The organism is Rheinheimera soli (genome assembly GCF_021290985.1).
Classification (GTDB): domain Bacteria; phylum Pseudomonadota; class Gammaproteobacteria; order Enterobacterales; family Alteromonadaceae; genus Pararheinheimera; species Pararheinheimera soli.
The window spans coordinates 12977-37878 of sequence record NZ_JAJOYU010000025.1; the positions used below are offsets into that span (position 1 = coordinate 12977).

General features: G+C 46.2%; 21 protein-coding genes. 8 read left to right on the forward strand and 13 right to left on the reverse strand.

Features of this window, described 5'->3' with window-relative positions; translation table 11 throughout:
- Nucleotides 1-113: 113 nt before the first annotated feature.
- From LSG37_RS15745 to LSG37_RS15755, 3 genes are all read right to left on the reverse strand, one after another.
- Nucleotides 114-428 (reverse strand): hypothetical protein, encoded by a 315-nt coding sequence (locus tag LSG37_RS15745; RefSeq protein WP_233080762.1) that lies wholly within the window; start codon nt 426-428, stop codon nt 114-116.
- 47 nt (nt 429-475) lie between these two features.
- On the reverse strand, nt 476-1360 hold the full coding sequence (locus LSG37_RS15750) for a cation efflux transmembrane domain-containing protein (RefSeq protein ID WP_233080763.1): 885 nt from the start codon (nt 1358-1360) through the stop codon (nt 476-478).
- 68 nt (nt 1361-1428) lie between these two features.
- Nucleotides 1429-1848, reverse strand: coding sequence for a Cd(II)/Pb(II)-responsive transcriptional regulator (locus tag LSG37_RS15755; RefSeq protein ID WP_233080764.1), 420 nt, complete (start codon nt 1846-1848; stop codon nt 1429-1431).
- 269 nt (nt 1849-2117) lie between these two features.
- On the opposite strand from LSG37_RS15755, the gene LSG37_RS21435 reads away from it, so the two are divergent.
- A complete protein-coding gene (locus tag LSG37_RS21435) occupies nt 2118-2231 on the forward strand; it encodes a DUF3703 domain-containing protein (RefSeq protein ID WP_147904863.1) in 114 nt (37 codons plus the stop codon).
- A gap of 416 nt (nt 2232-2647) precedes the next feature.
- Here LSG37_RS21435 and LSG37_RS15760 read toward each other — a convergent pair whose 3' ends face one another.
- The 5 genes from LSG37_RS15760 to LSG37_RS15780 form a co-directional block, all read right to left on the reverse strand.
- A complete protein-coding gene (locus LSG37_RS15760) occupies nt 2648-3157 on the reverse strand; it encodes a hypothetical protein (RefSeq protein WP_233080765.1) in 510 nt (169 codons plus the stop codon).
- A gap of 12 nt (nt 3158-3169) precedes the next feature.
- Complete coding sequence (locus tag LSG37_RS15765) at nt 3170-3775, reverse strand: tyrosine-type recombinase/integrase (RefSeq protein WP_233080766.1); 606 nt, start codon at nt 3773-3775, stop codon at nt 3170-3172.
- A gap of 459 nt (nt 3776-4234) precedes the next feature.
- Nucleotides 4235-7300 carry an efflux RND transporter permease subunit gene (locus LSG37_RS15770; RefSeq protein ID WP_233080767.1) on the reverse strand — a complete coding sequence of 1022 codons (3066 nt, stop codon included), beginning with the start codon at nt 7298-7300 and terminating at the stop codon, nt 4235-4237.
- Between the two features lie 4 nt (nt 7301-7304).
- Entirely contained in the window at nt 7305-10544 is a 3240-nt protein-coding gene (locus LSG37_RS15775; protein WP_233080768.1) for an efflux RND transporter permease subunit, read from the reverse strand.
- A gap of 69 nt (nt 10545-10613) precedes the next feature.
- A complete protein-coding gene (locus LSG37_RS15780; protein WP_233080769.1) occupies nt 10614-11681 on the reverse strand; it encodes an efflux RND transporter periplasmic adaptor subunit in 1068 nt (355 codons plus the stop codon).
- A 274-nt stretch (nt 11682-11955) separates the two neighbouring features.
- Between LSG37_RS15780 and LSG37_RS15785 the strand changes: the two genes are divergently transcribed.
- Complete coding sequence (locus LSG37_RS15785; RefSeq protein WP_233080770.1) at nt 11956-13419, forward strand: OmpP1/FadL family transporter; 1464 nt, start codon at nt 11956-11958, stop codon at nt 13417-13419.
- Between the two features lie 162 nt (nt 13420-13581).
- Here LSG37_RS15785 and LSG37_RS15790 read toward each other — a convergent pair whose 3' ends face one another.
- The 4 genes from LSG37_RS15790 to LSG37_RS15805 all read right to left on the reverse strand — a co-directional run bounded on the left by LSG37_RS15790 (nt 13582) and on the right by LSG37_RS15805 (nt 17143).
- A complete protein-coding gene (locus LSG37_RS15790) occupies nt 13582-14913 on the reverse strand; it encodes a DUF4397 domain-containing protein (RefSeq protein ID WP_233080771.1) in 1332 nt (443 codons plus the stop codon).
- Nucleotides 14914-15121: 208 nt separating this feature from the next.
- Nucleotides 15122-16087, reverse strand: coding sequence for a DUF4097 family beta strand repeat-containing protein (locus LSG37_RS15795; protein ID WP_233080772.1), 966 nt, complete (start codon nt 16085-16087; stop codon nt 15122-15124).
- An 11-nt stretch (nt 16088-16098) separates the two neighbouring features.
- On the reverse strand, nt 16099-16617 hold the full coding sequence (locus LSG37_RS15800) for a hypothetical protein (protein WP_233080773.1): 519 nt from the start codon (nt 16615-16617) through the stop codon (nt 16099-16101).
- Nucleotides 16607-17143: an RNA polymerase sigma factor gene (locus tag LSG37_RS15805; protein WP_233080774.1), complete on the reverse strand. Its 537-nt coding sequence runs from the start codon at nt 17141-17143 to the stop codon at nt 16607-16609. Before LSG37_RS15805 ends, LSG37_RS15800 begins: the two co-directional genes overlap by 11 nt.
- A gap of 212 nt (nt 17144-17355) precedes the next feature.
- Between LSG37_RS15805 and LSG37_RS15810 the strand changes: the two genes are divergently transcribed.
- The 6 genes from LSG37_RS15810 (at nt 17356) to LSG37_RS15835 (ending at nt 23259) form a co-directional block, all read left to right on the forward strand.
- Entirely contained in the window at nt 17356-17580 is a 225-nt protein-coding gene (locus LSG37_RS15810) for a hypothetical protein (RefSeq protein WP_233080775.1), read from the forward strand.
- Nucleotides 17581-17688: 108 nt separating this feature from the next.
- Nucleotides 17689-19092, forward strand: a complete 1404-nt coding sequence (locus tag LSG37_RS15815; protein ID WP_233080776.1) for an esterase/lipase family protein — start codon at nt 17689-17691, stop codon at nt 19090-19092.
- 38 nt (nt 19093-19130) lie between these two features.
- A complete protein-coding gene (gene yegD, locus LSG37_RS15820; protein ID WP_233080777.1) occupies nt 19131-20435 on the forward strand; it encodes a molecular chaperone in 1305 nt (434 codons plus the stop codon).
- 156 nt (nt 20436-20591) lie between these two features.
- The gene (locus LSG37_RS15825) at nt 20592-22061 is read left to right on the forward strand and encodes a DEAD/DEAH box helicase (protein ID WP_233080778.1); all 1470 of its coding nucleotides are present in this window, start codon (nt 20592-20594) and stop codon (nt 22059-22061) included.
- Nucleotides 22062-22090: 29 nt separating this feature from the next.
- On the forward strand, nt 22091-22777 hold the full coding sequence (locus LSG37_RS15830; RefSeq protein ID WP_233080779.1) for a pseudouridine synthase: 687 nt from the start codon (nt 22091-22093) through the stop codon (nt 22775-22777).
- Between the two features lie 68 nt (nt 22778-22845).
- Complete coding sequence (locus LSG37_RS15835) at nt 22846-23259, forward strand: hypothetical protein (protein ID WP_233080780.1); 414 nt, start codon at nt 22846-22848, stop codon at nt 23257-23259.
- A 16-nt stretch (nt 23260-23275) separates the two neighbouring features.
- Here LSG37_RS15835 and LSG37_RS15840 read toward each other — a convergent pair whose 3' ends face one another.
- On the reverse strand, nt 23276-24856 hold the full coding sequence (locus LSG37_RS15840; RefSeq protein WP_233080781.1) for an ATP-binding cassette domain-containing protein: 1581 nt from the start codon (nt 24854-24856) through the stop codon (nt 23276-23278).
- Nucleotides 24857-24902 lie beyond the last annotated feature (46 nt).

Consider the following 24902-nt stretch of genomic DNA (forward strand, 5'->3'; position numbering starts at 1 on the left):
TCTGAGACGACCCCACACAGCAATGCCAAGGCAACAGCGCCTTTGCAATAAGGGCGGGACATAGAAATTCTCCGTCAAATGTAAAATCACGTTGTTAACTAAAAACAATGATCTCAGGCATTTGGCGGGGGCACAGCAGGGGCATACGTCATGCTGAAGGCTTCAGCACGGGAAAACGGAACTATGGTCTGAACAACGGACTCTGCCGCTGCGCTTGTCATATAAGCGACAAAACACATCACATGCACATGGGGCTCATGTGGGTCGTCAACATCATTGACTGCCTCATTGGCGTGAGATGTTTGATGTTCATTGTGTTGGTGCGCAGCATTATCCCCGAAAGAAATCAGATTATGATGTTCTGTCGGTAAATGTACGACAATGCTGTCACAGGCTACAAAAGCATGATTAAGCATAATCGTAAACATAAACCACAATATCCATCGGGAATATTTAGACACAACAATCCTTTATGTTAAGTGCGTAGCGCTAATATACGTCTTGCACCATCAAGGACAATTATCCCAATGATACCGCCAATCACTAAATCCGGATAGCCCGATCCCGTCCAGGCGACTAGGCCACCGGCAACAATCACCCCGAGGTTCGCCAGAACATCATTGGTCGAGAATATTTTGGTCGCTTTCATATGCGCACCGTCACTGCGTGACTGTGAGATGAGATAAAGACATAAAGTGTTCGCTATAAGTGCCACACTCGCCATTACAATCATCAGCGTCGACATGGGTTCAGTGCCAGCCCAAAACCGTCGTGCTACTTCGAACAACACACCGGCTGCAAGCAACGCCTGCAACCAACCTGAAAGATGAGCAGCCCTGACTTTTTTGGTGGCGCTAAGGCCAACAGCCAGCAAGGCAACACTGTAGACAGCGGCATCGGCCAGCATATCTAACGAGTCGGCAATAAGGCCGGTGGATTGTGCCCAGACTCCGACAATAAGTTCTGTGACGAACATCACGGCATTAATCGTCAACAATTGCAGTAATAGTTTACGCTCGTCAGCATCGGCTTTGCTGTTTTCAGCTGACGCTGTTGGGGCGGCCTGAAACGGCGCTGAGCTCTGTAATGCAGCACCTAAATTTAATGCTTCCAGACGTTGGGTGATGGCGTCCGTACCGCCTTGATGCACCACATCAAGCTGCCGGTCTTGCAGGAAAAATTGCAACTGTAGCACCTGTGGCAATGCGCCAAGCGCCATCCGGATAAGATTTTCTTCTGAGGGGCAGTCCATCTTGCGAATGTGATAGCGGGTTTTGTGGTGCAAATCTGATGCAAAACACTCAGGCAACGGAGCATTTTCAGAGGCTTGCACCTGGGCTTTACATTGGCAATCTGACATAGCGGCCTCACGTTGAACAAGATACCGCCATTAAAAACTATAAAGCCACTTTAAGGTCAACAGTTTTTTCACCGATGTTGTACACAATCACTGGCACATGGATGCACCAGATTTTTCAGGATCTCACAGTCCTTGACCTGATGGTCATTCTGGCAAAGCGCCCGTAACGCCTGTAAATCCACTTTTAATTGATGAAGTTGGGTTAATTGCGTGTCTAAATTTCCCAATTGCTCATCGATCAGCGTATTGACCTGCCCGCAGGGTTGGCTGGGATCTTCACGAAACTTCAGGAGTTGCCGTACCAACGACAGACTCATATTAAAGGCCCGGCAATGCCGGATAAATTGTAAATCTTCGAGATGGCGCTGCTGATAGGTTCGATATCCGGAGGCGGTTCTTGCCGGAGCGGCTAACAATCCCTGTTTTTCATAAAATCGGATGGTTTCCGTTTCACATCCGGCCAGCGCCGCCAGTTCACCAATTTTCATTGCCTTTCACCAACTCTAAAGTTACTTTAAGCATTAAATGTATCATAATGCAGCCAGCTGAAACTGCATTTTAATTGATCAGGGATAGTGATGGAACCAAAGGTCTTGCTTGCCTATGAGAGACGTTTTGCATATATGGAGTTTGCCCATATTCTCGGTCAGCTGTCATGTGGAGTTACTTGAAGATGCTCTGGTAGGCCCTTCGCACGGCAGACTGGCGCGAAATGGCCGGGCAAAACTATCGGTTGTTGTAAACACCTTTTGGACATATCTTTGAGCGCCTGCCATCTGGCAATACGGGGCGGTCGAACGTCAGTGCCTTTAAGCCGATGTCCATTCCGGAAGAACTCAGAGAAATTTTAACGCCTGTAGGTAAAAAGTAGGGCTCGTAGTCCTCACCCTGCGCGCGTAAATGCACTTGAGCTATTCCTGATTCACTTGCCACGACGACCCAAAAGTCAAAGCTCGTTTTTTCGCTTGCAAGCATGTTAAGCCGATCAGGATAAATCAAGCTCAATTTCGTAAGAATAGATCGTGCTAGCAATTAGCGTTAGTCGAGAAACTGAATCTGATCCAGTCAGTTGGCACTGGTTTGTGAACTACAACACCTGCTCAACGTTGACTTCAATTGGGGGCGGTGGCCAACTGAATTTAGCCAACTAATTTGGAAGAGAATCTCAGAGCTCACGAAAAAACGAATGTCCACAAATAAGGCAAAGCAGCGATCCTTGTTGTCCTAAATTATTTTTGAAACGGCAAAATGATTCAATTTTGCCGCGTTAATTTCCCGACAATTTACCTAATTGCTGAAACCAAACTCACTAAGCACTTGCCTGCAAGATTGAAGCGCCAAACGCTCGTGACGTATCTTTCTCAATTCTTCACGAATATAGCTTTCCCTCTGAGGCGATAACTCCAATAAAATTTGGAGGCCGTTTTCTCTACCTGCCAGCATGGCCTCTTGGTCAATGAACTGCTCTAACTTCTGAGTAATGATGCCATTCCGTTCAGGCGCTAATGGTGGGGTTTCCGGAGCAGATTGCTGAAGGTCTTCCTTCAGGCAATTTTCAGTAGGTATTGAAAATAGCAACGGAGCTGTGCCAAGTTGCCTAGTGACAACTATCTTTCGCTCATCCGCAAGACTCAAACTAACTCTGTGAAAAACCTGCTTTAGATTTTTACGATTGTACTCCTGCAATCCAGCATGCTTCGCAAACAACTCCATTAATTGAGTCCCGGTCTTGGCGTGGCCATCTGCAAGTGTCGCTAGGATAAAATTTACAACTTCCTTTTTTTCGTTTTGTTTCATTACTATCACCCCTCAGATATCTAAGTTTTCTGATGCCTCAAGAGCATCCTGAACGTCAATTCCCAAGTACCGGACCGTACTTTCAATTTTCTTGTGGCCAAGCAACAGCTGAATAGCCCGGATATTTTTATCGCGCTTGTAGAGGATGGATACTTTGGTTCTGCGCATGGAGTGCGTGCCATAGAGACTTGAATCTAGTCCGATCGACTCGACCCACTTATGGACAATTCGATCATAAGCACGAGTCGTCATGTGAGGAATACTGTGTTTTCGCGATGGAAATAGAAAATCATCGAATTTTAACGTCTTCGATTCGACCCAGGCTTTGACGGTTTTACGTGTCTGAGGTGTGAGCTCGAATTGGACCGGTGTACCTGTCTTATGTTGCATGATAATGGTTCTGGACAAGACCTCACCTGATCTCATTACATCAGACACCTTGAGCGATACCAAATCGCAGCCGCGTAACTTGGAATCTATCGCTAAATTCAGCAACGCCAATTCACGAGTGTTCTTTGCAATTTCGAGCCTGGTTCGCATAGCCCAGATCTCTTGCTGCTTCAATGGAGCCTTCTGACCGATGATCCGGCCCTTATTCCATGCAACACGTTTGTCCATGATGACCTCCCGATTTTTTGAGAAACCATAGGGTGAAGTCACTTGGTATATATGCAAAGCTCTCGAAAATAAAGCTCAAAAACACACAAAATTAGGAAGGCTTTTTCAGTGAATTCCGCTCTGCATCCGAAAGCGGACGTTCGTTGTGAAAAACAGCAATGTCAGCTTTTGGCACTAAGCGGTTATCCGATTTACTTATACTCAAACAACTGAAGCTATTCGAACTGAATCGACCGAAGATTGGTATTGCGGTCTAAAGAGGACTTATTCGCCAAAGCGAGGAAAGTCATAGTGCTTAGCAGACCCTGTCCAGCAAGGATGCTGGACAGGAGCCTATAGGGACATATTTACGGCGAGTCTGCGTGCACTATGGCTTTTCCGCCGCCACCTTCGCCAACCAATGAATTGCTATCCCATTTGGCAGTTCTGATGGACATAGTGCATCGTAACTCAGCGCCATTAAGGCGCCGTAATCACCTTATTCGCCAGTACTCTGGCTTTGCCTAAAAAGCCAGACCAGCGGATGTTAAAGCGGATTAAGCCCCAGTAGGTTAAAGGCACCAGCAATAAACTGGTTAAGGTTGAAAACACCAAACCACCAATGATAGCGATTGCCATAGGCGCATAACTTGGGCCATCACCACCTATGCTGGCATCACCAAAGGCCAGTGGTAACAAACCTAATACAGTAGTCGAGACTGTCATCAGAATAGGTCTTAACCGTGCTTCACAGGCTTCAATAATCAAAGGCACCAACTCTGCATCTGGGCTTTCGTGGCGTAATTGATTAATACGATCCACCAATACAATACCGTTATTCACCACTATCCCCATCAACACCAGCATACCTATCATGCCCATAATGCCCATAGAGGTGCCTGTGAATAAAAAGGCCCAGAACACACCAACAAAAGAGAACAGCAAAGAGCCTATAACTGCTGTTGGCATAATCAGGGACTCAAACAAAGCTGCCATCACCAGATAAATCATCGCCACCGCCAGCAACATATTAATTTGCATAATGCCCTGAGCTTCATCCTGATACTGGAAGCTGCCTTCAAAAGACCAGGCATAACCTGCAGGTAATTGCAGCTGATTTAAACGGGTTTTCAGCTCTTCTTTGGCTTTATCCATAGTCAAGTCCTTGCCCATATTCATACCTATGGCAAGGGTGGTCTGACGGTTAAAGCGGCGTATTTCCGAAAGCAGTGGCGCGACTTTCAATTCAGCCACCTGAGCTAAAGTAATCACCACATTGTCTTTCACCAGAACAGGAATAGCGGCCAGCTCTGCAGGAGAATGACTGACTTTCTCGTCATACAAGACCCGAAGCTGTACCTCGCCCTGATCTTCTGAACGGAAGGTGCGTAAGTTGGTACCACGCAGAGCCAAACTCACAGCCTGAGCTACTGAGCTCGCATCTAAACCCTGACGTTGTAACTCTTCGTTGTTCAGCAGAATTTGCATTTCAAACTGACCATCTGATATCTCAGAGCGCACATCTTCCAGGCCTTTGATTTGTGAAATAACAGGTACTACATCTGCGGCTAATTTGGTCAGCATCTCAGTGGATGGGCCGGATAAATGCACCTGCATGCCACCACCACTGTCGCTCCAGCCAAAGGTAGGCTGAGAGCGCACCAGTTGCGGCCAGTTTTTACGAATAGTTTCTTTAATTTCAGCTACAGGTTTGATCAGCGGATCGTTAAACATAATGATAGAGATCGCATGATTGGCAGTGTAATAACTGTACACAGACTCAATTTCATACTCTTCTTTGTGCTGATACAAATAGGCTTCCATCCGGTCGACTTCCTGCTCTACCTCGGCAAGGCTGTAATTGCCCTGCACGTTGTAATTCAGAAAAGCCCTGCCGCTATCACCACCATCTTCATCACCACCAGAAACAGCGCCTATCGGAATAGCGATACTGAACAATAATAAAAATGCGATGCCAGTGGCCGCTTTAGGGGAGCGCATCACCCAACGTAAACAGCGGCCATAAAACAGCTCCAGTTTGCCGGGCGCAGCATTATCACTGCTGTGAATTTGCTTAATTTTGGTGGTCAGGTAAGGAATTAAGGTTAACGCCATCAATAAAGACACACCAAGCGCTATGGTAATGGCTATGGCAACGTGTTCTAAAAACACAGTCACATCCACTTTCTGACCAATGATATTGGGCAAAAATACAATAGCTGTAGTGGCTGTACCCGCAAGAACGGCCAGACTGACCCTATGCACACCCAGTTCTGTAGCCCTTTTAGTATCAGGATCGGCAGCGCGTTCACGAAAGATACTTTCGGTGACTACCACTGAGTTATCCACCAGCATACCTACGGCCAGCATCAGCCCCATCATACTCAGTATATTTAAGCTATAACCGAGAAAATACATAGCCCCCAGTGTAATAACCAAAGAGACAGGCACGGATAACACCACCACTAAAGTGGTTGGGATATGACGTAAAAACAAATACAACACACCAAAAGATAACAAGGCACCAATAGCACCTGAACTTAACAGGTTAGATAGAGAGTCCGTCACCCCTTTGGCCGTATCATCCATCAGAAATAAATTAATGCCATTAAAGGCAGGATCTTTACCCGCAGCATCGACCACAGCAATAGCGGCGCGGGACACATCCACCAGATTAGCGTTGGATTCTTTAAAGACGTTCATACCTACAGCATAAGTTTGATGCAAATGCCTGCCTTCAGTACGTTTTGGCAATTCCAGTACCACATCGGCCACAGCGCCTAAGGTTAAACCTGCGCGTATAGGTAAAGCCCGAATTTCATCCAGATTGGTAAATTCACCCACAGGTTTTACCAGAATGCTTTCATTGGAATTGCGCAGCTCCCCTGCTGTCATTGCAAAGTTACTTTCCTGTAGCAACTGCACCAGTTGCACCGGGTCTACCTGCAAATTACGCATACGTTGTGGGTCGAGACGAATAGTCACCTGACGCTTATCAACGCCATAGAGCTCCACTTTAGACACCCCAGGCACCCGCTCTAACGGGCGTTTGATCACACGTTCAATCAAGTCATAAGCCATAGCCAGGTCACGATCACTGGAAATACGCAGCTGGAAAATGGGCATATCGGCGGTATTAAATTGATACACCATGACCCGCTCTACGTCTCGTGGTAACAAATGGCGCATATTGTCTAAACGTTCGCGCACTTCAATACTTTTGGTATTGATGTCTTCTTCCCAGTTAAATTCCAGCGAAACACCTGCGCTGTTTTCTCTGGAAAAACTGCGCATCTTTTTAATACCAGTCACAGTGGCCAGTGCTTCTTCCACCGGTCTGGTGATTAAACGCTCTATTTCACTGGGAGTCGCGTTTGGATATGGCACATCCACATAAATTTCAGGGATGTCGATGCCAGGAAATTTTTCCAGTGGCAGCATGCGGCTGGCGATTAAACCAAATACCAGCAAAGACAAAAACAACATACATAAAGTAACAGGCCGGGTTAAGGCAAAACGGGTGATGGCTAAAGGTTTATGATCCATGGCGCTACTCCTTAGCCGCTTGTACATCACGGGCTGTCAGACGATACAGCACAGGAATAAACACCAGTGTCAGTAAGGTCGACAAACTTAAACCCCAAATCACAGTAATAGCCATGGGAGAACGTATTTCCGCGCCATCACTGCTGCCAAGCACCATAGGCAACAAACCCAGCACTGTGGTTAAAGTCGTCATCAATACAGGGCGTAAACGGGTAGCACCGGCTTCAACTATGGCATCAGACACAGCCATTCCCTCATCACGCAACTGGTTGATGCGGTCAATCAGTACTATGGCGTTATTTACCACTATACCGGCCAGCATAATCAGACCAATAAAGACGATGACAGAAACCCGGGTACCGGTTAACCACAAACCAAGCACAGCACCAGCACCAGCCAAAGGCACAGTAAATAAAATCAGCAAAGGTTGCAGCAGGTTTTCAAACTGCGACGCCATCACCAGATACACCAGAAACACCGCCAGCAGTAACGCCATCATCAGGGAGTTAAAAGAACGTTCCATTTCTTCACTTTGCCCGACAATAGTAGCGCCTACGCCATAAGGCAGAGTTAACTGTGCCAATACGTCTTTAGCTGCGATTGTGCCTTGCTCCAAGTCACCGTAAGCCAGATTCGCACTCACCAAAGCCACACGCTGCTGGCCAATACGGGTAATTTCGCTTGGGCCAATTTCACGTTTAATATCAGCCACAGCAGATAAAGGCAGTGGTCTTTCGCTGTTTGGATTAATGATAATTTGCGACAGCTGCTGCTCTGAATTACGGAAGTTTTCCGCCAGGCGCACCCGGATATCCACTTTACGGTCGTTAATCGAATACTGGCCTGCCACTTCACCCCCAATATAATTGGCCACACGTTTGGACACATCGGCCGCAGTTAAACCCAGCTGAGATAATCTATCGTGGTGAAAATGTAGGGTAAGTTCCGGCTGGCCTGAACGTAACGAGCTTTTGATATCAGTAAATCTGTTGTTGGCAGCTAACAGTTTTGCCAGTTGGTCGGAAGTGGCTTTTAAGCTGTTTAAATCATGGCCTGACAGTTCAATTTCCATTGGAGTGCTGAAACTGAACAGCTCTGGTCTGTCAATTTTTGCAGTCAGAGCCGGCATGGTGCTGACTGTATCGCGGAACAACTGAATAAGGCGCTCTTCATCGGTCTTAGTGGCGCTGTCTTTTAAGATAATATTTAAACGACCCCAATGACTGCCACCCACATTTGGATCCACAGTCATCTGCTGCCCAGTACCGGCCTGAGCATAACTGCGATCAATTTCAGGTTGCAGTGAAGCCACAGCAGCCAACTGCTTCAGTACTTTGTCAGTACGCTCAATGGCACTGCCAACAGGCAACTGCACTTCAACATAAAACTCGCCCTGACTCATGCTTGGGATCACATCAAAACCTAAACCCGGGATCAGCGAATAAATCAGCGCTGTGATGCCTATAGTAGCGGCCACCACCAAAGCTTTTACTTTGAGGGCTGCAGTTAATATGGCGCGGTAGCCCGACTCCAACGCTGCTAAAAAAGCCTGCACCAGATTAAGCAAAGGGTTAAAGATAAAGCTTAATGCTTTAGCCACAACACGGAACAAAATGGTCAACAAGGTAAACAAACCTAAAAACAAAAAGCGAACGCCCAGATACAGCAGATGGAATGGTAACAGTGGCCATAAATACCAACGAGAGGGTTTAATAGTTAGTTTGCTTGTTTCACCTGTAGAAGCAGCAGCTGAAGCTGAGCCAGTACGTTCACGGGCTGCCATAGCCGGAATAAGTGTTAATGCCACCAATAACGACGCCAGCAAAGCATAAGTAACAGTTAAGGCCTGATCTTTAAACAGTTGTCCTGCCACACCTTCAACAAACACCAGCGGAAAAAATACCGCCACTGTAGTTAAGGTGGAGGCTGTTATCGCCATGGAGACTTCACTGGCACCTTTTTTTGCCGCCTCCATAGGAGCCATGCCTTGCTCTTTGTAGCGGGCAATGTTTTCTAACACTACGATAGCGTTATCCACCAGCATACCTATAGCCAGGGCAATACCACCTAAACTCATAATATTTAAGCTGATATCCTGCGCATACATCAGATTGAAGGTGGCAATCACCGACAACGGAATAGACACGGAGATCACTAACGTGGTCCAGACATTACGCAGGAACAAATACAACACCAGCATGGCCAGAATACCACCGGCAAAAGCGGCAGATTTCACTTCATCTATGGCTTGTTTAATAAAGGTAGACTGGTCATACACTAAGGTAAGCTGATAACCGGCTGGCAGATTCTTTTGCAGATCCGCCAGCTTGGTAGTGACTGTTTTTGCCACTTGAACTGTATTGGCGTCACCTTCTTTATAAATAGAAATTTCAATGGCTTCTTTGCCATGCACATAAGTAATGCTTTGACGATCAACAAAGGCGTCCCGCACTTCGGCAATATCTGACAAGCGAATTTGGCTTTCACCTACTTTGGAGATATATAAGTTACGGATTTCGTCCAGGGAAGCAAACTGGTTAATGCTACGAACTAAATAGTCATTGCTACCGGTTTCTAAACGGCCACCAGCCTGGTTAATATTTTGCTCTTTTAAACGCTGATTGATAGTGCTGATATCCAGTTTTAACTGGCTAAGTTTTTCATTATCAATGAGGATTTGAATTTCCTGCGTTAAACCACCATCAGGTCGCACCGCAGCCACGCCGGGCAAAGATTCTAAGCGGCGGCGTAAATCTTCTTCAGCAAAAGTACGTAAGCTCACCAGTTGAGCTGGAGTTAAATCATTTTTTTCATCCCGGCTTAAAGCCAGACGAACCACAGGATCTAAATTCGGATTAAACCGCAGCAGTAAAGGCTTTTTCACGTCTAAAGGTAGATACAGCACATCGATTTTCTCGCGTACTTCAAGGCCTGCCAGATCCATATCTGAGCCCCATTCAAATTCCATAATCACATCTGAGCGACCAGCACGCGACACTGAATGTACTTTACGAATGCCTTTAACAATACCCACGGCTTCTTCAATAGGCTTACTGACCAGTTGCTCGACTTCGGCAGGAGCTGCACCCTGGTATTCAGTACGGATAGTTAAGGTTGGGTAAGACAAATCAGGAAGTAAATTGACGGCCAGTCGCCCCATAGCAACCAGACCAAATAACATAATGCCTAAAGTGAACATCCACATGGTGACCGGACGTGCAACGGCTGTATCCACTAGTTTCATAGAAGATCCCTAAATTTTTTTTGTAGTTAGTAATGGCAGGACTTTCGTCCTGCCATTAAGGGAGATTAGTTAGCTTTTCGCAATGACCTGAACAGGGCTTTGCTCTTTTAAACTGGCTTGACCTGCAGTAACCACCTGGTCACCTTCAGTTAAACCTTCAACCACTTCAAACATGCTGTCGGATTCATAACCTGTGGTGATAGCTTTGCGTTCTACTTTGCCGTCTTTATTCACGACAAAGACTGAACTGCTGTTGTCCATCGCCATCACTGCACGTTTTGGCACTAATAACGCAGCATCTTTTGCATCATATTGCACTTCAACCTGAGCAAACATACCGGCTTTTAAGGTCAGATCGCTGTTATCCACAGCCACTGTGACACGGGCTGTGCCTGTAGCTGCATCTACCACCGGAGAGATACGAATAATTTTGGCTTGTTTGACTGGCATAGCGGCAAAGTGCAAGTGAGCAACCTGGCCCACTTTAGCGCGAGGCAACTGATGCTCAGGTAAGTTAATCACCGCTTCTAAGCGCTCTTGTGACACAATTTCAAACAAAGCTTTGGATGAATACTCAGTGATCAGCTGGCCTACTTTGACATGACGACGAGCCACTACACCACTGATAGGCGCGATGATCTGAGTTTCTTTTAACGCCAACTCTGACAAAGCCACAGAAGCAGATAAAGATTCAACCTGCCATTTTAACTTGTCGTACAAGTCAAAACTGACCAGTTTTTTCTGATACATCGTCTCTAAACGCGCTAGTTCGCTTTTTAACTGACCTAATTCAGCTTTGCCTTTGGCTAAGTTTAACTGCTGACGTTCAGTATCTAAAATAGCCAGCACTTGTCCTGCTTTGACCACATCACCTTCTTCAACAAACAGCTGCTGTACTATGCCAGTAGACTTGCTGTTCACTTCAGCGTCCTCTTTGGCTTCCAGCGTGCTAGTGGTGCGGTACAAACTACTGATCTCACCGCGACTGACTACAGCAGCCTCAACAGGAATGCTGATCACAGTGTCTACTTTCGCAGTATCAGCACTGCCTTCAGCGCTGCCGCATCCGGTTAATACTAAAGAACTGGCCAATAAGGCAGTGGTTACAGCAGTCGCAAGCAATGAGCGGGTTTTCATAATTAATCCTTGAATAAACAAAATCGAATCAGTTGCAGAGGGATTGCATCCCTTATGCCATCTCGAAAAATATAAATAAATCCGTTTAAAAACAACTAGATAAAATAATAAAACATAAAATCAGCCTGAGTTCATTTTTAGCCTTTGGTAAATTTCACTACTTTTTAGTCAACCAAAGATCCGACCAGTAGCAGAATTTGCCAGACTTAGAGCATGTACTCTAAGTCCCTCCCCCTCTATAATGCCGCGAAATTCAATACAGGGTACAAAAACAATGTTACGAAAAGCTTCATTACCATTAGCAATCAGCCTTGCTTTGGTCAGTCAGTCTGCTTTTGCCGAAGGCTATAAACTATTTGAACAGTCAGTCAGTGCCGCCGGCAATGCTTATGCAGGCCGTGGCGCTCAGATCACAGACGCTTCTTTGGTCTATTCTAACCCTGCTGCATTAACCGAATTAGAAGGCGCGCAATTTTCTGGTGGTGTAAACCTGATTTATGCAACAACCCGTTACAATGACGCCTCGGCCCAAAGCGCCAATGGTATGGCTGTGACTGGCCGTGACTCAGGTAAGCTGACCTTGTCTGAGTTAGTACCTTTTGCTTTTTACAGCGACCATATCAGCGATAACTTAAGCTGGGGTATTGGTGTCTATGCACCTTTTGGTTTGTCATCCGATTACAATGATGATTGGGTAGGCCGTTATTTTGCTGATGAAACCGCCATCAAAGTGGTGGCCATGCAGCCGACTCTGGCCTATAAACTGAACCAAGCCTGGTCTGTTGGTTTGGGTATCAATATTAATTACGCCGAAGGCACTTTATCCAAATACAAAGACCACTCAGGTTTATGTGAACTGGGCACCAACATTAATGGATTATATGGCGCTGATGTTTACAACGCCGCCTACTGTGACAGTCACTACGAAGTAAATGGGGATGATGTAGCAGCAGGTTATAACTTCGGTATTCATGGTGATTTAGGTTCAACCAAACTGGCGTTGGTGTATCACTCAGAAGTGAAATACAACTTAAAAGGTGACTCAGAAATCACCAACACGCCTATTACTGGCGCAAATGTGGCTGGAAATCCAAACTTTGTTGTAGTGGCTCCAAACCTGCCAGCAGTCAGCTTAGCTACAGGTAAACTGGCTGCTAATAGCTATCTGTCAGAGCAAAGTAAACTGGATTTAACCACTCCGGCCAACCTGGCTTTTAGTCTGGATCAAAAAATCACTGATGTGTTATCTGTACAAGGCAGTGTGACCTGGACAGGCTGGAGCAGCTTTGAGTCTATTGATATTGTCAGCGATGACAGCACTCCAAGTATTTCTTTAAGCACTCAGATGCCACAAAACCTGAATAAAGCAGGTTACATTGGCTATATCCCTGAGCATTGGCATGATACCTGGTCCTTCTCTTTAGGTACCACAGTGCACTACAACGACGAACTGACGTTAAGAACTGGCCTGGCTTACGATGAAAACCCAATCACGACCAGCCATAAAACAGCACGGGTGCCAACAGCGGATCGGATTTGGTGGACCTGGGGTGCAACCTGGGCTCTGAGCGCAGCCCAAAGTGTCGACTTTGCTTATGGCTATATGTGGATGAACAAAGTCAGTATCGATGAACACGAATACAACGCCAATGGCGACCGTATTTATAACTCTGGTGTGCAAGCGAATTACCGCAACAATGCGCAAGTTCTGGCCGTGCAGTGGAACCACAAGTTCTAAGCCTACTCAAAAAGCCTTGAACACCTGTGTCAAAACCACCGTTTTTACGGTGGTTTTTTGTCTCTGGCAAAAGCCACCAAAGTTGTGAGATTATTTTTCGCTATAAAAAATGGCCACATCCTGTGGCCATTTTTGCTTTACAACCTATCACCTACCAGTGAATTATTTAACCAGCGTTATTTTGTATCCACTTGGAGCTGTAGCAGATGGTTCTGCTGCCAGGATATAGTTTTTACCCGCTTCCAATTGCTGTGTATCTGTTTTATCTAACAAACTGATGGTGCCGTTGTCTGCCACGTGGACCAGAGAAATAGAATAGAAATCTTTTGGCAAGACTAAACTGGCGTACTTTTTAAATTCCAGTGCTTTGACATGAAACTTGGCGCTTTCAATAGTTTCGTTTTGACGAACAAAATAGAAATGCAGATTTTTGAAATCAGGCACCAGGTTGGCCACGTTGATTTCATGTTCATGAATTTGCGGCAGATTTTTTTCAGTAAAATTCACTAAACCTACTTTTTGCTCAGCATCACGGAACAACAACACCGACTTGCTCTGGCCTGCGTTAATAGTCAGCAACACATTGTTTAATAACAACTGGTTGTTTTCGTTTAACACAGCGATGCTGTAATCGTTTTTGTCTAACTGGATGTAATCTGTCAGCGTGTCCTGCACTAAGTCTGCAACAGGTAAATTGTTGATGGCGATCTGACCTTGTTGGTTGTCCAGGCTGTTGTAAATACGCACTTGTCCTTTCGCCAGACGATGTTCAAGGGCATCCACTGTGCTTGAGTTGCCAACAATGTCTAAAGACACTTGTTGCTGCATAGGGCCTAACTTGTCACGCACCACCATCACATAGCTGGCGGTATATTGGAAGTTATAAGCTGCGGCTTCAAAAAATGGGGTCTTGCTGCCTGCTGCGGTAATATACAGCTTGTACTTACCACGTTTGAGCATTTTACCTGTGGTGGTAATGGTTTTAGTGGCGACAGACTCTAACAAAATTGCTTTGCTGAAATCGTCAGCTTCTGCTGCGGTGTAAATATCTACCTTGTCGTAGTTAGACGATAAATTAGCAACAAAAACCCGGAACTGGTCGTCAAATTTTTCCTCACGTGCGTGAGTTAACGACAAAATGCTTGGGTTCGCTGCATCACCAGCCATCAGCAACAGAGTTTTGTCTCCTTTATTCAGCGTGATGTCTGCTTCTTTGATTAAAGCACTGCTGGTTGCGTTTTTCAGCTGATATTTGTAACTGCCAGGCTCAATAGCAAACATATTAGAAGCATCACCAAAAACAGCAGAGCCTGCAGCCTTATTGTCGACGGTGAACGTACTGTTCGCACTATTGGCAGCACCATTGTAAAACTGCACATAACCCTGGGTAAAACCTTCTTCCGCTTTATCATCTGAGCCGCCACCGCAGGCGGCCAAAGCGATCAGCGAAAACAAAGGCAAAGCCAGACGACTGGCGCGCTGTATCATGTTCATAAAGCTATCCTGTAACTTGGTTGTTAGTTCGCCAAGAGATTATGTATAGCCTTATGAAAAACCTAGCGTTTTTACCAACACCAACAGTTAATAACAGCCTTTAACAAATAAAATAAAACTGACTACTATTGAGCTATTGCAAAGTTATATAAAGAGAGTGATCTAAACTTAAACTAAGGCGGCAGGCTCATGGCCTGCCATCTTTGATTTAGTGTGTTTCAAGTTTCAATGAACCGCTGACAGTGCTCATTTCTACACTACCTTCGCCTTTGCCTGTGCTGAATTCGAGGCTACGACGTGGACCATACTTTGCTTTGTTCGCTGTATGGCTGGTGAGCTCATTTTTAATAGAGCCTCCGGCATTGGCAACCAGATTAAATTTAGCGCTGATGCCTTTCTCCAGTTTCAGCTTGGCATCACCACTGACAGTGCTGACTTCTATGCGTGGCATCAAACTACCTTTGAGTTCAGCATCTAATGAACCGTTGACCGAACTCATGTTCAGTTGCTGCACCTTTGTCAGCTCCAGATCGGCTTCGCCGTTGACCACTGACACAGAAACTTCAGACGCTGAAGATTTGGTATCAATGCTGCCATTGACTGCATCAATACTCAGCCTGCCTTCTGAACCACTGTCTTCAATTTCACCGTTGACTGTGCTCAACCTAATACGGCCATTATTATTCACACTGGTAATTTCGCCGTTCACGGTTTCCAACTGAATAAACTTTTGCAGTTTTTCAGCATACACAGAACCATTGACCGTACTGATTTTGGTGCTGCCCTGAACCCCTGACACCCGAACGCTTGAGTTTACGCCCTGAAACTCCAGTTCTGCCCCCAGCGGTACTTCAATTTTTAAACGTGAGCCCTGGTTATCTTTATCGTCCCAGTCCCAGCCACTTTGATTGCGCATATTGGGCATTTTTACTTTAAAACTGGTAAAGCCATTTTTCGATTCAATGTCATAGCCTTCGGCTTTTTCATCCAGAGTCCCTGAGACTTTAAAACGTCCTTCGGATGTTGCTGTTATTTGCACATCACCGCGCATATTTTCAATAAAAATCTTTTCATTGTTAGCCACTTGCAGATTCTCATTGACAGACTCTGCCGCCCATAAAAACTGGCTGAATACAGACAAAGCGAGGCCTAAAATCAGTTGTTGTTTCATCATGTTACTCCAGATTAAACCAGGCCCGACTGGACCACTTTTTGTAAATAATTCTGCTGTTGGCTATACAATTGTTTTAATTGTTTTAATAACAGCGCTTCATTCGGATTGTATTTCAATGCCATTTGCACCTGAGCTATCGCCTGTTGCCACTGTGCCAGCTGTTGCTGCCAGTCGGCATATACAGGGTCAACCGTTTTCATGCTGGCCAGCTGCTCTGCTTTGGCTTGCTCGAAGCTGTACACTATAGCGGTTTCAGCATCCAGCATTTGAGGGTTAAATACCAAAGGTTGCACAGGTGTCGCTGGCTGCCAAAATAAAGTCACAGCGAATAACACCGAAGCCGCGCTGGCAACATAAGCGCTGGCAAAAGGTACAGATAACCACTTATTTGGTTTTAACTGCACCACTTTTTCCGTCATTGCTTCAGGGTCAGTTAAACGCTGTTCCAGCTCTGGCCATAAATCGCGGGATGGTTTCAGCTCAGCAGATAACCCGGCGATCAAAGCATCCAATTCATGTTCAGTTTTCATCTAACCACTCCCTTAATAACTGCCGTGCTCTGTGGTATTGCGATTTTGAACTGCCTTCGGCTATGCCCAACAACTCTGCAATTTCCTGATGCTGATAGCCTTCTAAGGCAAACAGCACAAACACAGCTCTTGCCTGATGGGGCAAGCGTAAAATTAATTGCTCTAACTCACGACTCTGGCCTAATTCAGCCCCAGCCACTTCAGGTAGTTCTTCCGTAGCCAGTCGCAGCAGCTTGTCCTGACGCCATGCATCGATCGCGGTGCGGCTTGCAATGCTATGCAGCCAGGTGCTGAAACTGCTGTCACCACGAAACAATGTCAGTTGCTGCCAGACCTTTACAAATACTTCCTGACAGGCATCTTCTGCTTTACTGCGATCCGCCAGCAGCCGCAGACAAACCGCATAAACCCGGCCACAATGCTGCTGATAAAGCTGCCTGAACGCCACACGGTCGCCTTGTTGTGATAAGCGCACCAGATCATCCATGGCTAACACTTTCTGTTCCGGACATTCAGACCTTAACATCCCGTTCCTGTTGTTTTATTGCTGTTGTTATCTGTTTAGTCGCACGCACAGTGGCAAAAGGTTTAAATGCAAAAATAAAAAACTTCTAAACAGGTAGAGTTTTCAGCCCATACTATAGCTGAGTGACTGATTTTTAATATGAATTTTGTTTGGTATTAGACAGGATAATCTGACAGACTAAAGCTATATCCACTGATAAACAGGAGCAGAAGGTGCAGAAAAAGCTTCAAAAATGCAGCTTGTTGTTTCTTTGCCTGTTTCTGTTTACGGGCTGCACCAGCCCGCACTTTTTAAAACTGTTACCCTCCACCCAAAAAGCGCTGGAAGCGAATCAACTCTTTAGTTATCAGTATGCCCGTATGCAGCAGATGGGCGCGAAGGAGCTGGCTTTGTATTGCCCGGATCTACTCAGCTTGCCGGATGAAACCGCCAATTAAAGTCTGCTGCAACTCAGTTGTGCCCAGTTTTGGCTGTCATCGTCTCACTTAACCAACACAGAACTGCAGCAAGCCACCACTTTATACAATCAAAGTCTGACTCATTTTTTGCAGTTGATGCTACCCAAACAAAAATACCGTCATCCTGCGCTGCGTATTGTATTGGAGCCTCCTGTGGATGAAACCGGTTTACCATTTGAAGACTTTGTTCTGGCCAGTGATTTTCAGGCCATTAAAAGTCATCACCAAAAAATAAAAGGAACAGGTTTAGGCGTCAGTCTGGTGGGCGCACGGGAAAACACCGGCACAGGCTGGGATAAAAATTATCCGCCAGAGGGCATTTTCCGCTCTGTGACTGTGACCCTAAAAGAGCTGAGATTTACCAAAGAGATGCAAATTCAGCTGACACTGCAGGGACATCTGATGCAAAGTGCGGCGCAGCTTCAGCTGACATCAGCGTCTTATCCACTGTTGTACGACGCTGCCAGTAGCTATTTATGGCTGATGCAGCAGGCCAAGCTGGTCGATTTGGAACTGCCGGGCTTATTTAATGCCGAATTAGCTGACAATAAACTGGGGATTTACAGCGTCACGCCACTGCAGAACGACAAACAACCCTTGCTGATGATCCATGGCTTAAATTCCAGCCCACTCATTTGGTACGAATTAACCATGGCGGTATTGCTGGATGAAGAATTAAAACAACGCTATCAGGTGTGGCATGCTTATTACCCTTCCGGGCCTCCGCCTTTTTACAATTCGATGCGTATACGCAAAAAGCTAGATGAATTGCATGCAGTGCTCAAAGCCAATGGCGGCACAACAGAGTTGGATCAATTGCTGGTGGTTGGTCATAGCATGGGCGGTATTATCAGTAAAACCCTGATCCAAAACACCGGCTATATGCTGTGGGATTTAAGTTTTACAGAGCGGCCGGAGCAACTGGGTTATGCACAGCAGGAACTGGATAAAGTGCAGGATATTTTTATTTTTAACGCCAGACCCTATATCGACAAAGTGGTGTTTTTAGACACTCCGCATGGCGGTTCTGAATCCTCTGAATCTATACTGGCCAAAATGGCTGGTTGGTTCATTAACTTACCGAAAAACTTTACTGCATTGATGAGCAACTTTATCCAAAAACTAGGCCCGGATAAGGTAACTTTACCTATGCGTGAATACCTGAGTGGTGGCGGTAGCCCCCATTCAGTGCAAGTACTGTCGCCTCGTCATCCTTTATTGCAGGGTTTAAATAAACTGGATTATCAGCGACCTGTGTATTCTATTGTCGGCAGCGATGGTGCCTTATCCTGCAAAGACGAAAAAAGCTGCAGTCAAATCACTGATGGCGTAGTGCCATTTTTTAGCGCGCATCAGGCCAAAGCTGTACAGGAAATTATAGTGCCATCGCGCCATAACTCTTACCAGTCCCCTCAAGCCCTAGAGTTTTTACTGCAAGTGCTCAGGCAACCTGCCGGAGAGGCCAAAATCGTGGGCAAAACAATCGAATAAGGCTATACTCGCCGCCCTTTTTTCTGACAGGTGATCTTATGTCTGCTCCTTATCTTGCTGTTGATTTTGGTACATCCAACTGTGCCGCTGGTTTTATGCTGGAGCAACAGCCGCATTTATTAGCTTTGGAGCAGGATGGCAGCCGGTATTTAAGCTCGGCTTTGTATATTGAACGCCAGCGTGATCCGGACGATGAAGATGCCTACCTGTCCGCCAGCCTGACCCGTTTATTAGCGCAAAACAGCACAGTGCTGGTCGGCAAAGCTGCGCACGAACGTTACAGCATGGATCCCTTAGGTGGTGTATTTATCCGCTCACCGAAGTCGATGCTAGGCAGCCGTTTAACGCCAGCTCAAACTGAAATTTATACTCAGGTAGCCACTTTATTGTTAGGCCGGATTAAACAAGGTGCCGAGCAAAAATTAGGTCATCAGGTAGAGCGTGTACTGATTGGCCGCCCTATCCATTTTCAGGGCATAGATTTAGCGCTGGGCGATGAACGGGCTTTGGCGATTTTAAATCAGGCCGCAAGCCGGGTTGGATTTAAAGAAGTAGATTTCGCTTATGAGCCGGTCGCAGCAGCTATTGAGTACGAGCGGCATTTAACCCAGGAGCAACTGGTGTTGGTGGTGGATATTGGCGGTGGTACCAGCGATATCAGCCTGATCCGTTTGGGGCCAGAGCATAGCCAGAAGTTTGATCGCAGCGGCGATTTACTGGGCCACAGCGGTAAACGTATAGGTGGTGTGGATATGGATATCAAACTGACCATTTACGGCTTAATGAAACTCTTTGGCCGGCAGAGTCTGGCGCTGGATGGCAAACCTCTGCCTGGCGCGCTGTTTAGCGATGCTGTGAATATTATCGATATTCATGCGCAGGAGCGGTTTTACGCTGAAAAAACCTATGATGAACTGCTGGATTTAAAAGATTTGGCGGCTGAACCACAACTGTTAAACCGCTTTGTGCAGGTGTATCAGCAGCATTTAAGTTATTACCTGAATCAAAAAGCTGAGCAAGCCAAAATCGGCCTGACCGAACATGCCGCAGTGGATGTGTTGCTGGATCGTATTGATCAGGGCCTTTTGCAAAACCTGTCGCAACAACAACTGATGGATGCTTTGTATCAGGAGTTATCTGGCATCAGTAAGCTAATTCAACAGTGTTTACAAAGTGCTGGCGTAAAACCAGACAGTATTTTTGTCACAGGTGGCGCGTCTGCAGTGCCAGGCGTACAACAAATGCTGCAGCAGTTATTACCTGATGTGCCGGTTATACGCGGTGATCAGTTTGGCTCTGTGGCTATGGGCTTAAGTAAACTGGCTTCGCTGCGTTTTGGTTAGGGGCGTTTTAGCGACTAATGCAGCTTTAATTCCACTCAATTCACTAAACTGCACAAAAAACCAACAATAGCGCTGGTCGCACCGGCGCTTTCCCGTTACAATGCGCGGCTTTTTGCGTGGGCCAATTGGGGTTCGCGCTTTTATTTGAGAAATTTAATGTCATTTTCTGCTTTGGGTTTAAGCCCAGCTTTGGTTGAGGCCGTACATCAGGCCGGTTATACCCAACCTACCCCTATTCAACAACAGGCCATTCCTGCTGTGTTACAGCGTCGTGATCTGTTGGCTGCCGCTCAAACCGGCACAGGCAAAACTGCCAGCTTTGTATTACCTATACTGCAAATTTTATCAGCACAGCCCATCCAGAAACCTCGTCCGGTCAAAGCGCTGATTTTAACGCCGACCCGTGAACTGGCGGCGCAGATTGAAGAACAAATTCAAAAATACGGTAAAGAGTTAAGCCCAAAATTAAAACACCATGTGGTGTTTGGTGGCGTTAGCATTAACCCACAAATGATGGCGTTACGTGGTGGCGTGGATATTTTAACTGCCACTCCCGGCCGTTTATTGGATTTATTAAGCCAAAACGCCTTAAAGCTGGATCAGGTGCAAATGCTGGTTCTGGACGAAGCCGACCGTATGCTGGATATGGGCTTTATCCGCGATTTGAAAAAGATTCTGGCGTTACTGCCAAAAGTTCGTCAAAACCTGCTGTTTTCAGCCACCTTCAGCAATGAAATTAAAGGCTTAACTCAGGGTTTACTGCAAAACCCGCTGATGATCCAGGTCACACCGGAAAATACTACTGTTGAAAAAATTGAACAGCAGGTGTACTTGCTGGGTAAAGGTCAGAAAACTGCTGCTTTATGTCAGTTAATCACTGAAAACAAATGGCAACAGGTGCTGGTATTTATGCCAACCAAACACGAAGCCAACCGTTTAAGCGAACAGCTGACCTTTGCTGGTATTCCATCTGCAGCTTTGCATGGTAATAAAAGCCAGAATGCCCGCACTAAAGCTTTGGCTGACTTTAAAGCCAACGAGCTACAAGTGTTAGTGGCGACTGACGTTGCTGCCCGTGGTATCGATATTTCCCAGCTGCCTTATGTAGTGAACTTTGCATTACCACGTTCACCTGCCGATTACGTGCACCGTATAGGTCGTACTGGTCGTGCCGGTAAATCGGGTTTAGCCGTCTCTTTTGTTGCACCTGATGAAGTTCCACAATTAAGACAGGTCGAGCGTTTAATTGGTATGAAATTGCCAAGCCAAAGCATGAATCCGGATCCATTACCAGATGCAGTGACGGCTATTGCGAAAGCACCTCGCCCACCTCGTCCTGTGCGTAAACCACAAGGTGAGAGCGCGAACAGCAATAAACCACGAGCCAATGGCGGACAAAAACCAGCCTCAGGTCAAAAACCTGGTCAAGGCCAAAACCAAGGTCAGGGTCAAGGCCAAAAAACAGCTCAAGCGCCAAAGCCTCCACGCCGCTTTGAAGCACCAAAAACACCTGGTATTCAGACTCAGGCAGCCGGTCATATGGCCACACCTGCGGCTGAACACAACAACGGCAACGGTCAACGTCGTCGTTTTAAACCTAAGCCTAAAGCCACCACAGCGGCTTAAGTGACTTAGGTATATCAGGTAAAAGGCGGATGAAAATTCGTTTAGCCAAATACCTGGCCGACCATGGCCTCTGTTCAAGACGAGCCGCATCAAGGCTGATTGACGAAGGCCGGGTTTTGGTGAATCACCGCCCCGCCAATCATATTGACCATGTCAATTCTGACGACCTTATTCTGGTCGATCAGCAACCTTTTGCTGCTATCGCTGAAAAACACTATCTGTTGTACCACAAGCCTGTGGGCATAGACTGTAACCTCAATCCTGAAAAGGCTGACAGCCTGTACCATCTGCTGCAACAATTCCCTATGCGGCTATTTCCGGTTGGACGGCTGGATAAAGACTCTTGTGGTTTAGTGCTGCTAACCAATGATGGTGAACTGGCACACCATTTGTTGCATCCTGATTTTTACCATGAAAAAACCTATCAGGTGACGGTAGATAAAGCTCTGACAACCCAGGCTTTAGAGCAATTGGCGTCCGGCGTCAGCTGGACTGTTGGCCCTCATAGCTATCAATCCCGTCCTTGTCAGGTGACTCAATTGAGCTCCGATCGTTTTGAAATTGTGCTGACCCAGGGCTTAAACCGGCAAATTCGCTATATGTGTCGTACTCAAGGCTTTAAGGTGCTGCAGCTCAAACGTATTCAGCTTGCTGCATTTAACCTCGCTGATTTGGCTGAAGGTTGTTTTCAAACCATCAGCCTGAATGCTGATTAAAGCAGGTTATCAAACTCCATTTTGTGCTGTAGAGTGATCCTTCATAAAACTACTGAAAAGGACACAAAATGAAGCACTTAGCATCCTGCATCTTTACTGTTTTCTGCTGCGTTGCTTTACCCTCAATAGCCTCGGAGCCTGCAACACTGCAAGGCAGCTGGACACTCAAATCTGCGGTTTACACCAAGGCCGATGGCACTGTGATCACCCTGTCAGACGAGGATTTGAAATCGGTGAAAGTCTTGTCCAAAAGCTATTTCAGTTTTGTCACAGTGAATAAAGACGGCAGTTTCAGCAGCGCTTTAACAGGCACTTACCAGTTGAAAGGCAGTGACTATCACGAAACTCCACAAACAGGTTCTGTCGCCAGCATGCTGAATAAAACCTATGAATTTAAAGCCAAAGTCGAAGGCGATCTCTGGCATCACAGTGGTATGGAAGATGGAATGAAAATTGAAGAGGTCTGGGTAAGATTGGATTAGCTTGGCAAAGACTGGATTAATCCAGTCTTACCACAGCAGAGAAATCAAGCTGCTGCCACTGTGCATTTTGATGAGTCACCAACATAAAACCTGCCGGATAACTCTGTAAAAAGTGTTGAAGCATAGCCAACGCCTGAAAATCCAGATGATTATCCGGCTCATCCAGAAGCAAAAAAGGCGCATATGGCTGCAACGCCAAAATCAATAACAACAACTTCATCCGCTCTCCGCCGCTGAGCTGCTGCGTTGGTAGCGTCAGGCGCTGTGCACCAAGTCCTATACCAGACAAAGAGGTTCGGATCTGCGACTCCTGCTGCGACATAGTAAGAGCTCTGATGGCTTCTACAGCGCCTGGGAAATTATCCAGTAAAGATAAATGCTGATCCAAATACCAAAGCTGTTGTTTTACCTGCACCAACCCCTGTATTGGCTGAATAAAACCTGCTAAGACCTTAAGTAAAGTCGACTTGCCACTGCCATTACTTCCAGTGACAACACAGCGCTGCTGCACATTAAGCTGAAAAGATAGAGGTGCTTTTGAGCCATAAGGTAAAACCAGTCCGTCACAATAAAGCAAAGGACCGCTGCACGCTTTTGCAGCGGCGGCAGACGGTAGTTTTGGCACATCACGGTAATCTAGCTGTAGCTGCAGCTGTTGACGCTTGGCACTTAACTCCTGCTGCTGAGCCTGCACCTGAAGCTGCAAACGACCATGGCTTTGTTCAGCCTGCTGAGCTTTTCTGCCCAGTAAAATAGGTGCCTGATTGGCATGGGTTTTATTCTTTTTGGCCTGATGATGTTTTTGCTGTTGCTGCTCAAGCAAACGCTGTTGTTGCTGTTGCTGGCTTTTTTGTTGTTGTTTTAACTTGTCATTTTGCTGCTGCAACTGCTGCTGTTGCCGCTGGCTCTGCTGCAAAAAGTCCTGGTAGTTGCCCTGATATTTTTCCAGCCCTAAAGGCGATAACTGGTAAATACAATCTACAGTCGACAATAGCTCCACATCATGGCTCACCAGCAAATATCCTGCCTGATACTGCTTTAATTGCTGCTGAAGCCATAAACGAGCTGGTTGATCCAGATGATTTGATACTTCATCGAGCAATAAAAAATGCTTCGTTGCAAAAGCCTTTGCCAGCCGCAGTTTCATCAACTGGCCCCCGCTTAAAGCACAAAGTGGCAAAGCGGGATCTATGGGCAGATTTAACTCGAGCAACCACTGCCTAAGCTCTGCTTTAGCTAACCAGCGATCGCCAATGCGATCAAAATCAGTTTGGTCCAAACCGCCAGCCTCTACTCGCTCTAAAGCGTCAAACACAGCATCTAACCCCAAATAACAGCAGATGCTTTGGTTAAGATCCGGCTCCAGCTGTGACAGGTAATAAAATGGCTGCTGCCAAAGCAGTTCACCGCTGTAACTCAGTTGAGTTTCCAGACCGGCTAAACAGCGTAAAAATAAGGATTTACCACAGCCATTTAACCCAACCAAAGCCTGGGCTTTGCGCTGAAGTTGCAGATCGATAGCTGGGTGTAAAAATTCCAGGCCCGGATGGGTCCATTGAAATTGGCGACATAATAAAACGGCAGATGATTCAGACATACAGACTCCTGAAATACAGGACGACTGTGTTCACAGACAAAAAGAA